10 protein-coding genes and 1 pseudogene are annotated in these 11,855 nt (G+C 60.4%); 5 read left to right on the top strand and 6 right to left on the bottom strand.

Annotation, left to right across the window (positions count from 1 at the left end):
* Window positions 1-2: 2 nt before the first annotated feature.
* The 3 genes and pseudogenes from R8871_RS02015 to R8871_RS02005 all read left to right on the top strand — a co-directional run.
* A pseudogene (locus R8871_RS02015) lies at window positions 3-899 on the top strand (glycosyltransferase family 2 protein); the annotation flags it as partial.
* A 134-nt stretch (window positions 900-1,033) separates the two neighbouring features.
* Window positions 1,034-2,578, top strand: a complete 1,545-nt coding sequence (locus R8871_RS02010; protein WP_246287313.1) for an efflux transporter outer membrane subunit — start codon at window positions 1,034-1,036, stop codon at window positions 2,576-2,578.
* Window positions 2,579-3,826, top strand: coding sequence for an HlyD family secretion protein (locus R8871_RS02005; protein WP_175048812.1), 1,248 nt, complete (start codon window positions 2,579-2,581; stop codon window positions 3,824-3,826).
* Between the two features lie 23 nt (window positions 3,827-3,849).
* On the opposite strand, the gene R8871_RS02000 is transcribed toward R8871_RS02005, so the two are convergent.
* From R8871_RS02000 to R8871_RS01990, 3 genes are all read right to left on the bottom strand, one after another.
* Window positions 3,850-4,398, bottom strand: a complete 549-nt coding sequence (locus R8871_RS02000) for a hypothetical protein (protein ID WP_175048811.1) — start codon at window positions 4,396-4,398, stop codon at window positions 3,850-3,852.
* A gap of 95 nt (window positions 4,399-4,493) precedes the next feature.
* On the bottom strand, window positions 4,494-5,141 hold the full coding sequence (locus R8871_RS01995; protein WP_175048810.1) for a response regulator: 648 nt from the start codon (window positions 5,139-5,141) through the stop codon (window positions 4,494-4,496).
* Window positions 5,138-6,553: a cache domain-containing protein gene (locus tag R8871_RS01990; protein ID WP_175048809.1), complete on the bottom strand. Its 1,416-nt coding sequence runs from the start codon at window positions 6,551-6,553 to the stop codon at window positions 5,138-5,140. Before R8871_RS01990 ends, R8871_RS01995 begins: the two co-directional genes overlap by 4 nt.
* Window positions 6,554-6,802: 249 nt before the next feature.
* Here R8871_RS01990 and R8871_RS01985 point away from each other — a divergent pair, with 249 nt between their 5' ends.
* Together R8871_RS01985 and mctP are read left to right on the top strand one after the other, a co-directional pair.
* The gene (locus tag R8871_RS01985) at window positions 6,803-7,000 is read left to right on the top strand and encodes a DUF3311 domain-containing protein (protein WP_093634922.1); all 198 of its coding nucleotides are present in this window, start codon (window positions 6,803-6,805) and stop codon (window positions 6,998-7,000) included.
* Window positions 6,997-8,478 (top strand): monocarboxylate uptake permease MctP, encoded by a 1,482-nt coding sequence (gene mctP, locus R8871_RS01980; RefSeq protein WP_175048808.1) that lies wholly within the window; start codon window positions 6,997-6,999, stop codon window positions 8,476-8,478. Before R8871_RS01985 ends, mctP begins: the two co-directional genes overlap by 4 nt.
* Before the next feature lie 367 nt (window positions 8,479-8,845).
* Here mctP and R8871_RS01975 read toward each other — a convergent pair whose 3' ends face one another.
* From R8871_RS01975 to motA, 3 genes are all read right to left on the bottom strand, one after another.
* Window positions 8,846-9,529: a Pr6Pr family membrane protein gene (locus R8871_RS01975; protein WP_175048807.1), complete on the bottom strand. Its 684-nt coding sequence runs from the start codon at window positions 9,527-9,529 to the stop codon at window positions 8,846-8,848.
* A 97-nt stretch (window positions 9,530-9,626) separates the two neighbouring features.
* A complete protein-coding gene (gene motB, locus R8871_RS01970) occupies window positions 9,627-10,616 on the bottom strand; it encodes a flagellar motor protein MotB (RefSeq protein WP_175048806.1) in 990 nt (329 codons plus the stop codon).
* Between the two features lie 14 nt (window positions 10,617-10,630).
* Window positions 10,631-11,500 (bottom strand): flagellar motor stator protein MotA, encoded by an 870-nt coding sequence (gene motA, locus R8871_RS01965; RefSeq protein WP_093634921.1) that lies wholly within the window; start codon window positions 11,498-11,500, stop codon window positions 10,631-10,633.
* Window positions 11,501-11,855 lie beyond the last annotated feature (355 nt).

The following is an 11,855-nucleotide window of genomic DNA, read 5'->3' as shown; positions in this document are numbered from 1 at the left end:
GAATGACGATCCTGGGCGCATTGATCATCCTGTTTCATCCGAGTGAAGAGCAACTCGCGCGAGCGGTGGCGATGCGTTCGGCATGCGACCGCTTGCTGGTGGTCGACAACTCGCCGTTGCCGGACGCGCGCGCCGCGATGATGTTGGGGGAGGCGGGCGTTGCGTTGCTGCATCACGGTAATCGCAACGGCATTGCCGGGGCCTTCAATTGCGGCTTGAGCGCGCTATTCGACGCGGGCGCGGATGCGGTCGCGCTGTTCGACCAGGATTCCGAGGCGCCAGACGCTTACTTCGCTGTGATGCGCGACCGGTGCACGTCGATGAATGGCCGGGCATTTTTAGCGGGCCCGCGCGTCTTCGATGAAAACGACCAGCGCTTCCTGCCCGAACTCGCGACGAGCGGTTTGGCGGTAGAGAGGCTGTCGATACACGCCGACGCCGCGATGCAGCGCTGTGCGTTTCTGATTTCGTCGGGCTGTGTGATTTCACGCGAGGCGTTCACGCGGCTCGGCCGCTTCGACGAAACGCTTTTTATCGACCACGTCGACACCGAATACTGCCTGCGTGCGCTGCTGTGCAATGTGCCCGTGTACGTGGTGCCATCCCTCGTACTACTGCATCGGATCGGCTCGCGGCGGCGCCACAAGCTGGGTTCGCTGGAATTGACGACGATGAATCACCCCGGTTTCCGCCGCTATTACAGCGCGCGAAACGCGATGCAGCTGGCGCTGCAATATGGGATGCGCCTGCCGGTCGCAATCGTGCCGAACGTGCTGACGCTCTGGCAAATCGTGCAGATCGTGCTGCTGGAAAAGGACAAGCTGGCGAAGCTCAACGCGATTGTGTTGGGGCTCTTCGATGGGTTCTTCGGACGAATGGGGCCACTTGAGCGGACGCGTCCGCGATTCGCGGCCAGAGTGGCCAGGACCACGAATGCCGTTAATACGACCAACCCGGCGAGGCTTGGCGAGATGAATACGCCGGTAGCAGGAGAACGTGCAATGTCTCTTACCCGGCACTCATGAGACTGTCTATGCAATTTTCTACGCTACGCACCTTGCCGTTGCTGATGCCGTTGCTGTTGATTGCAGCGGCGCTGACGGGTTGCGTGAGCGATGCGGGTCTGCACGCGAACGTCAAACCGCTCAAGCCATCCGCCGATGCACTTTCGCAGACCATTGGACCAGACGCGAACGGCGCATGGCCCGCGCCTGATTGGGTCAAGCGCTACCGTGATCCGCAACTGGATGAGCTGACCGCCGAAGCGTTGCAAAACAATCCCGACCTGCAGATCGCCAAGGCGAGGGTGGGCGCCGCGCAGGCGCAACTCGAACAGTTTGCTTCGCTTACCGGCCTCACCGGCACGGCGGGCGCGACAGTGAGCAAGGCCCGCTTACCGCAGCCGGACGACGTGGCCAACGTATCCGTCGGTGGCCGGCAGATTCCGGTGCAGCTGTTCAACGATCCGGTGGTGTCGCCGGCCGCGTTGTTCGCGGGCTTGAGCTACCAGCTCGACCTGTGGGGCAAAAATGCCGCGCTGACCGGCAGTTTGCTCTCCACGCGCGACGCCGCACGAGTCGATGCGGAGCAGGCGCGGCTCACGTTGACGGTCGCGCTCGTGACGCTTTACTGCGAGCTCGACCGCGCCTTCGCGATGCAGGACATTCTGCTGCAAAAGCAGCAGGCCGCGGATAGGGTCGACGCAGTGCTTCGCGAGCGTGGCGCGCGTGGCATCGATAACGCGTACGACTCTGCCGACGCCACACTCAAGCGGAGCCGGCTCGCCTCACAGCAGGCGCTCAACGACGAGCGCATCAAGCTGACCGAGTTGCAGATCGGCGTGTTGACAGGGCGCGGCGCGGAGCGGGGTTTGTCGCTGCATCGTCCACAACTGGCCACGGCGGCTGACGCGCCGATGCCTGCGCAATTGCCGGTCGATCTGCTGGGCCGCCGGCCCGACATCGTGGCGGCGCGTTTGCGGGCTGAAGCGGCCCTCGCCAATACCGACGCCACGCGAGCCCAGTTCTATCCCGACGTGAACCTGGTGGCCTTTGCAGGGTTGACAGCATTGACGCCCGGCGCGCTTTTCTCGCGCGCGGCGCTGACCGGTTCGGTGGGGCCGGCGATCTCCCTGCCGATTTTCGACCGCACCCGTTTGCACGCGCAATTAGGCGGCGATTACGCCAACGTCGACGCCGCGATCGGCCTCTACAACAAGACCGTCGACGAGGCACTCGGCGAGGTGGCGCGTCAGCTGACTTCCTTGCGCACGGTCGATACGCTTGCGACCGAGCAGACGCACGCGGTGGAAGCGGCCTCGCATATCGTCGCGATCGCAGAAGAGCGGCATCGGCGCGGCATCGGTATGCAGAAGGACGTGACGCTGGCCGACCTGTCTTTGCTCGACGAACGCGCGCAGCAAGTGGATTTGCAGGGCCGCCGCAGAATGCTGCAGGTTGCGCTGGTCGGCGCGCTCGGTGGCGGTTTCGACGTACGCAAGGTGGCCGGCGCACCGATTTCTCACTATCAGACCACCTTTCCCTCCCACGCACGCATCACGGATACGCACTTCGATTGAATGCACAACGATAAACAGGCACAACATGCCGCGGGCTGGACCGAGGAGCAGACAAACCCGGCAAACCCGGCAAACGCGGCAGGCATAACGAGCGGCGCGCACGATGCGAAACGGGCGACGCGTCGGCGGCGTTTTGCCGTTTTCTTCGGCATGGTGGCGCTCGCCGGTGTGGCGTGGCTGACGTACTGGGGCTTAAGCGCGCGCTTCTTCGAAGAGACCGACGACGCCTACGCGGCGGGCAACATCGTGCAGATCGCCGCGCAGATACCCGGCACGGTCACCGATATTCTGGTGGACAACACACGGCAGGTGCGGGCCGGCCAGCCGCTCGTCAAACTCGACGACGCCGAAGCGGCGGCCGCGTTCGCGCAGGCCAAAGCGCAACTGACGCTCGCCGTGCGACAAGTGGCAAACGCGACGATTTCGCGCAAGCTCTATGTGCAATCGATCGACGCGCGCCGCGCCGAACTCGCGTTGGCGCAACGTGCGCTGGCGGCGCGCGATCATGCATCGGTGGAAGTCGTGTCGCCGGAAGAGTTGGCGCGCGCTCGCGAAGCGGTAGCGGTCGCGCAAGCGAATCTCGCCTCAGCGCAAGTCCAACTCGATGCTGCCCGCGCGCTCGGCGGCAAATTCCCGGTCGAAGCCAGTCCGCCGGTTCTGCAAGCCGCAGCGCAATTGAGGCTCGCTTACCGGAATCTGCAGCGCACCACCGTCGTTTCTCCTGTCGACGGCACGGTCGGACAGCGTTCGGTGCAGATTGGCCAACAGGTCGGGCCGGGGCTCGCACTCATGTCGATCATTCCGCTCGAGCGTCTGTGGGTCGAGGCGAATTTCAAGGAAGGCCAGATTCGCAGCATGCGCGTCGGGCAGCCGGTACGTATCGTGTCGGATGTGTACGGCTCGCAAGTGGTGTATCAGGGGCACGTGGAGGGCTTTTCTGCTGGCACGGGTAGTGCGTTTTCGATGCTGCCGTCGCAGAACGCGGCCGGTAACTGGATCAAGGTCGTGCAGCGCGTGCCGATCGTGATTTCGCTCGACCCGGCCGAACTCGCGGCGCATCCGTTGCGGCTTGGCCTGTCGATGCAGGTGTCGGTGGATACGCACGTGCGCAGCGGTCATCTGATCGGCAACGATACGCCGGCGGCCACGCAAAGTACCCGCGTTCACGATAACGTCTCGCGCGATGCGGATGCGCTGATCGCGCAAATCATTCGGGACAATAGTGACCGTAGCAGTGCCGCTGACTAAATTTGCGCCACTGGCTGCTGTGGCTAGTTGCCCGGATCGATCACGGGCTTGTCAGGATCTGCCAGCGTTTTATACGGTAATGACGCTGCGTGCGGATTGGTTGTGGTGTCGTCGATCACGCGATCGACGTCCGCGGTTTTCGCGAGTTCCGCGAGGAACGCCTGTTTGTCGAAGCCTGGTGCGACGCAGCCCTGCACGTAGATGAAACGACGTTGCAGCGTGAGCCATAACGTCGACTGTTCGCGCCAGTGGGTGGCGTAATTGATGTTGGTGAGACGCCGTTGGACGGCGTCCGCGATTTCCGCGTCGTAGAGATAGGCGTTCGACAGACGGCATCTGCCCTCCACCCAGCAGCTATTGCCGCGCTCGATCCGGTAATGACTATCGTCGAGCCATTCCTGCTCGGTTTCGAGTGGGCCTAAGGGTACCGGACAGTCGCTGATTGCTTTGGATATCTGAAAGAACGGATCGTGGCCGCGATTGACGCGTGGCGCTTGTGCTTGCGCCTGGGCATGCGTCGCGGCCATGCAGATCAGCAGACTCGCCAGGTGCTGTTGGATCGGGCGTTTCATCGTCCTGGGCTCCGGAGTTTGAGCGTGGGGCAGACGGATCGGTGGTTTGGATTCTCGACTATCTAGTCGAGATTATGACGCGGTGGCTCTAAACCTCACTGACTCCTACGACGATTTTCAACGGCGAATTTGATCAACTCGGCCTGGCCTTCGATTTCGAGCTTGCGCTTGAGATTCAGCCGATGCGTTTCCACCGTGCGTACCGAGAGATCGTTGCGTTGCGCGATCTGCTTACTCGAGAGACCTTCCGCGAGCGCATCGAGAATATCGCGCTCGCGCGGCGTGAGCCGTTCAATGGGCGATTGCGTCGCCGATGCCTGGATCAATCGCGCGCCCAGCCCTGCGCTGAAAAACGTCTTGCCCTCCAGCACCGCGCCGATGGCCTGAATGATCTCGGTGGCGGGCGAGTCCTTGAGCACGTAACCGCTCGCCCCCGCACGCACCGCCTGGGTCACGTACTCGAGGTTGTCGTGCATGGACAGCATCAGCACGCGTATTGCCGGAAAGCGCTCATGAAACATACCGGCCAGCGCGATGCCGTTCATTCCGTTCATGCCGACATCCATCAGCACCAGATGCGGTTCGTGGCTGGCGGCGAGCGCGAGTGCTTCCTGCGCATTGCCCGCCTCGCCGACGATCTCGATGTTGCGCACAGCCTCGAGCCGGGCGCGCAAGCCGTCACGTACCAGCGGGTGGTCGTCGACCAGAATCAGACGTGCGATGGCGAGCGACATGTCGTTCATAGTGAGGTTTCCTGCAAGGCCGGCGATTGAAGCGCAGAGGCAACGACCGGCACACGCGCGCTCACGATCGTATGACCGGCCTGCGAGCTGAGCGACAGCTTGCCGCCCAATGCGTCCAGCCGTTCGCGCATATTGCGCAGACCCACGCCCGCGCGTGGACTGACAAGTGCGTGCGCTACATCGAAACCGCGCCCGTTGTCCGAGATCGTCAGCGTGACGGCGTCGCTCGATATCTCCAGCGAGAGTGCCGCGCTGGACGCCTGCGCGTGCCGCACGATGTTCGTCAGCGCTTCCTGGGCGATGCGGAACAGGACCGTGTTCACCGCTTCGGGCAAAGCCGCTGCATGAGTGTGGGCGATCTGCGTGAAGCCGATCTCGATGCCGGATTCGTCGCTCAACTCGCGCGTGAGTTGCTCCAGCGCGGCCGCAACGCCCAGGTCATCGAGCATCGACGGACGCAGCGCGTGGGAAATGCGGCGCACTTCGCGCAAGGTATCGCCGATGCGTGCCACGCTGGTCGATAGCGCGGCTTCCGCCGCAGGCACGCGCACTTCGCTGCGTTCGAAGCGTGCCAACGCCGATTCGAGCAGCAGCTTCACGGAAACCATCATCTGACTAATGCCGTCGTGCAATTCGCGCGACAGGCGCGCCCGTTCGTTTTCCTGTGAGTCGACCACCTGCTGCGCGAGCCGCTTCAGTTTTGCATCGGCACTGCGATATTCGGTGACGTTGAGCACCAGCGCACACAATGCGATCACGGCGAGCCCGGCGAGTGCGATGGCATCGATCCACTGCATCGTGCGATCGATGTTGGCCGCCGCGCGCTGATCGATGTCCGCGAGTGTGGCGTCGACGTCGTCGAGATAGATGCCGGTTCCGATCATCCAGCCCCAGCGTTCGAGCGGCACCACGTAACCCAGTTTCGACGCGAGCTTGCCCGTCGACGGACGATGCCACACGTAGCGTACATAGCCGCCGCCGCGCGTGGCCGCGGCGAGCAATTGCTGGATCGTCAGCGTTCCTTGCGGATCGCGCAGGTCCCAGAGGTCGCGTCCGACGAGGTCGGGTTCGCGCGGATGCATCAGCGAACGGCCGTGCATGTCGTAGACGAAAAAGTAGCCGTCCTTGCCGAAATCCATTTTCCCGAGGATATCGAGCGCGCGGGTGCGCAGCATTGCGTCGTCGCGTGCGTTGTCCTGGCCGGCGTTGTAGAGCGGGGCGATCGCCGTGGTCGCGAGCTCGACGTAGTGCTTGAGTTCGATTTCCTTGCTGGCCATGTACGCGGCCTGGGTGGTCGCGTGCTGTGTTTCGGCGAGCGCCGTGGCTTCCTGGCGCACGCCAGTTTCGATGCTGGCGATGGCCGCCAGAAAGGGAACGATCGCCAGCAGGACAATCTTTGCTTTGAGTTTCATCGTAGACAGGACGGCCGACGGGCTAAGTAGTTTTACGTAGCCGGCTTACGTAGTTGCGCGCTTGTGAGAGCGCTCACGAAGGCGAATACTACATCCCCACGACGCACCGCGCCTTCCGGCGCGCAATGGTGCGGCGCACAGTGCAAAAGCAGAACCCGGTTTTGCCGTCTAATATCAGGTAACCGGTTTTCCGCGTGTCCGGCCACAAGTCACGGCGCGCGGTTCCAATAATAGACCTAGGAGAAGTTTGTGGAGACCTCCCAATCTGCCGGCCGTTCATGGCTATGGCTAATCCTGCTGATCCCATACATCGCGTTGCTGTGGTTGCCGTTCTATAACGACACGCGACCCTCGTTCGCCGGCTTTCCGTTCTTCTACTGGTATCAGTTCTTGTGGGTTCCGCTGACCTCGCTACTGATTTACGTCGTGTACCGAGGTGTCAAATGAGCGATGTCAATCCCGTCAACCCGGTCGCGATGACCGTCTTTATCGCATTCTTCGTTCTCGTCACCGTGATTGGTTTTTTTGCCGCGCGCTGGAAGCGGGGCGATCTGACGCAATTGCATGAGTGGGGCCTGGGTGGCCGCCAGTTCGGTACGTTGATTTCGTGGTTCCTTGTGGGTGGCGACTTCTATACCGCCTATACCGTGATCGCTGTGCCTGCGCTCGTGTATTCGGTGGGCGCGTATGGCTTCTTTGCGCTGCCGTACACGATCATCGTCTATCCGTTCGTGTTCGCGGTGATGCCGAAGCTGTGGAAGATCGCGAAGGCGAAAGATCACATCACGGCAGCAGACTACGTGCAGGGGGAATACGGCGGCAAGTGGTTCCCGGCTGCGGTCGCATTGACCGGCATTGTCGCGACGATGCCGTATATCGCGCTGCAACTGGTGGGCATGCAGGTCGTGATCAAAGGGCTCGGCGTGACCGGCGAAATGCCGTTGATCGTCGCTTTCGTGATTCTTGCGCTGTACACGTATGCAAGCGGCTTGCGGGCACCGGCGATGATCGCGTTCGTCAAGGACATCATGATCTATATCGTCGTGATTGCGGCCATCTGGCTGATTCCGGCGAAGCTCGGCGGCTATGCGCATGTGTTCGATGCGGCCGATACGTATTTCAAGGCCAAGGGTGGCGCGACCGGGATCATTCTGAAGCCGACTCAGTTCACTGCTTATGCCTCGCTCGCGTTAGGTTCGGCACTGGCGGCGTTCATGTATCCGCATACGATGACGGCGGTGTTGTCGTCCTCGTCGGCTAATACGGTGCGCAAAAATGCAATTTTCCTGCCGGCTTATACGTTGTTGCTGGGGCTGATTGCGTTGCTCGGGTATATGGCGATTGCGGCTGGGGTGCATGTGAAGTCGGCGTCCGATATGGTGCCTGCGCTGTTTAACACGCTGTTTCCGTCGTGGTTCGTTGGGTTTGCGGCTGCTGCTATTGCGATTAGTGCTTTGGTGCCTGCGGCGATCATGTCGATTGGGGCGGCTAATCTGTTCACCCGGAATTTGTGGCGTCCTCTGGTTTCGCCGGATATCACGCCTGAGGCGGAGGCTTCTACGGCGAAGATCGTTTCGCTGGTTGTGAAGTTTGGGGCGCTGCTGTTTATTGTGTTCTTGCCTACGCAGTATGCGATTGATTTGCAGTTGCTGGGTGGGGTTTGGATTTTGCAGATCTTCCCGGCTATTGTGTTTTCTTTGTATACGCGGCGGTTGAATACGGCGGGGTTGTTTCTTGGGTGGTTGGTTGGGATTGTGCTTGGGACTGGGCTTGCTGTTTCTCAAGGGCTCAAGCCGGTGTTTGCTTTGCATGTCGGTGATGCTGTTTATCCGGTTTATATCGGGTTGATTGCGCTCGCTGCTAATGTTGTTGTTAGTTTTGTTGTGTCGGTTTTGTCGCCGCGGAGGGTTGTGGCGGCGGTTTGATGGTTTTTTTGCTGGCTGTTTGGTTGGCTGGCGCTGCTGGGGTGGTTGCTCTGGTGGTGTTGGCCTTTCCTTGCATTGTTAGTGGTCTATTAGCGTTCCCCCTGTGCGGGGGGGCACCTACTTTTCTTTGCTTGCCGCAAAGAAAAGTAGGCAAAAGAAAGCGGCTCAAACCACGCCTGCTAAGTGGGTGCCGTAGTTTGCCTGGGGTAGTGGTGCATCTGGAATCTGTGTCCGTGCCCCGCATGCGCCGGTGACAAGGGCGTCATTCTTCCGGCGGCGCTGCGCGCGTCGAAGAGTCGTTCGAAAACCATTCGGTGCTTTGAGCTTATCTTCGTCGAGGTGTGGGGATGCGGTGGCGTGCTTCTTGTTAGTGTCTACGCCGGAAGTTGATTCCCGCGAATACGGCCATTAACATCAGAAATCCGCCGAACAGTAGGGCGGAATTGACGACAACGTGTCTGATGCCAAGCACGTCGACGTTGATGAAGGGATACGGATAAAAGTCTGACAAACTGCCGCGCCAGAAGGTAATGGCGAGGTACGCGACGGGATAGATCAGCCACAACAGGTAATGCCGTAACCGTAAATGAAATCGCGGTACGAATAACACCCAGTAAAGTACCGCCAGCATCGGTAAAAGGCTGTGCATCGATTCGTTGAGCAGCAGTCTGTACGCCCTCGGTGACCACGTTCCGCGTAGAAGCAGGTTGTAGGCGATCCCCACAAATGCCATGTAGACAACGACCGCGGTCACGACGGTAGGCTGTCGAAAAAAACGCATGATCGCCGGACTGCGCCCTCGTAACGCTACGCAGGTAAAACAGACCGCGCACGCTAATACCGTTAGATTGGTGAGGTAACTGCTCATCCGTGCAACCCCATCGAGTACGCCGAGCCCGCGAGCTAGCGTGCGGTCGATCGTCAAATCGGCTTGCGCAACGATGGAAATCCACGCGATCACGGCAATGATCGCCGCCAGCGTCACAGACGAAACGCTGGGCGTGTGGAGCGGAAGCTCGGGCTCATGGTGATGATGTGGGGCAGGGCGCATGCGAACGATTCTATACACACCACATTCGCTTTGCAGCAGTTGAGAAAATCGCGCGAGCCGAAGCCGATCCGAACTCAACCTCTGCCCAGTAAAAATTCTACGGCGTGCTACGTGAAACGCTGACCGGCTGCAAACGGCTCACTACCTCGGGAATAGTCGAACTTGCTGGCGACGTTTCGTCAATTGCAGTTCGGCCGCCGTCGTGGAAGAACGCGAGTTCCGCTGCCTTGTTCAGTACGAGGATACTGATGCGCCGGTTGGTCGGTTCGTCGGCGACGTTGCTGTTCAGCGGCAATACATCGGCGAGTCCGCGCACCTGCAGCAGCTTCTCGCCGTGCATGCCGCCTGCTACCAGTGCGCGGCGTGCGGCGTTGGCCCGTTCGGACGATAGCTCCCAGTTCGAGTAACCCTCTGGGCCGGCCGTATAAGGCACTGCGTCGGTGTGGCCGGCAATCGAAATGCGGTTCTCCACGTCGTTGAGCGCGGCGCCGATCTGCGTCAGGATCGTCACGGCGTAAGGCTGCAACTTCGAACTTCCGGACGGAAACATCGGACGATTCTGTGAATCGACGATCTCGATGCGCAGGCCTTCGTTCGTGATCGAAATGCGGATCTGATCCTTGAATGCCTTCAGCGCCGGGCTCTGTTCGATCAAGGCGGTGAGCTTCTCTTTCAACTGCTGAAGCCGTGCCGTGTCTGCGGGCGCGACGATCGGTGGGACCTTTGCCGGTGGTGTGGGTTCTGTCTGGGTTTTCTTGCCGTCGCCGGGACGGGTGTCGGTGATGTCACGGCCGCCGCCCTGGATGACGTTCGGACGTGCCGCTGCCGTGCCCTCGTTGCCGCCGAGCAGGCTCGACAGCGGGGTGTTGAAGTAGTCTTCGATGCCCTGCTTGTCGTACTTCGACGTCGAACCGAGCAGCCACATCAGCAGGAAGAACGCCATCATCGCGGTGACGAAGTCGGCGTAGGCGATTTTCCATGCGCCGCCGTGATGGGCGCCATGATCGCCACCCTTCTTCGAGCGGCGCACGATCACAGGAGCGCTTGTCTCGTCCTGCTGGGACGCGCGAGACTTTCTTTCACTCATGATGCCGCTCCGCGTCAGGCCGATTTCGGCATCTTGGTGGCGCGCACGGCGTCGTCGAGTTCCTGGAAGCTCGGACGGTCGGCGGTGAACAGCACCTTGCGGCCGAATTCGACGGCGATCGGCGGTGCATAGCCGGAGAGCGATGCAAGCAACACGGCCTTCACGCACTGATAAGGTTTCGCTTCGGCGCGGCCCTTTGCATTGAGCAGATCGGCGACCGGGCCGATAAAACCATAGGCGAGAAGAATGCCGAGGAAGGTGCCCACCAGTGCACCTGCGATCATTTCGCCGAGCACGGCGGGCGGCGCGCCGACTGAGCCCATCGTATGAACCACGCCCATCACGGCGGCGACAATGCCGAATGCAGGCAAGCCGTCGGCCATTTTCTGAATCGCGTTGGCCGCGACCGACGCTTCCGCATGATGCGTGGCCAGTTCTTCGTCCATCAGGTCCTGCACCTCGAGCACGTTCACGTTGCCGCCGGACATCATGCGCAAATAGTCGACGATAAAGTCGAGCAGATGATGGTCCTTCAAAACGTGCGAATACTTCTGGAACAGCACGCTTTCTTCCGGTGCCATGACGTCGGCTTCGAGCGACATCATGCCTTCCTTGCGTGCCTTCTGAAGCAACTCGTAAAGCAGCGCGATCAGTTCAAGATATTTTTCCTTCGTATAGCCACCGCTTTTAAAACACGAAGGAATCGCCTTGATCGTTTTCTTCAGCGTGGAAGTCGGATTGCTCACGACAAACGCGCCGATCGCCGCGCCAAAAATACATAGCAATTCGAACGGTTGAACGAGCGCGGGAAGATGCCCGCCTACCCCGACAAAACTACCGATCACCGAAGCCATTACCACTACCCAGCCGATTGCGACAAACATGCTCTCTCCGTTATCTTGCGCGACGCACGTTCGGTGGAACAGGCCCTATTTCAGGGGATTTTTCGAGTGCGCCACTCATATTCTCCATGTACCGGTAAACGGCCAGATTCGCGATGTCTGAAGTGTGCGCATCAATGAAAAAGGAAAATATTCACCAACTGGTTAATCGCCCGTTTGATTTCCGGTAATTTTGTCCGCGGAGTTGTGATCAATCGTTGCGGCCGCAACCAATAGTGGAGATTTGCAGACCGGTTGATTGAAGACGTGAGTGCATGACCGGATTATTCAAAAGGCATGGTGTGGCATTTTTACCGGGCGGTCTGCTAGCATGGCTAACAGTTTGTAACGTCCCGGC

Source organism: Paraburkholderia sediminicola, assembly GCF_902859805.1.
Classification (GTDB): Bacteria; Pseudomonadota; Gammaproteobacteria; order Burkholderiales; family Burkholderiaceae; genus Paraburkholderia; species Paraburkholderia sediminicola.
This window is presented reverse-complemented; position numbering and strand designations above follow the sequence as displayed.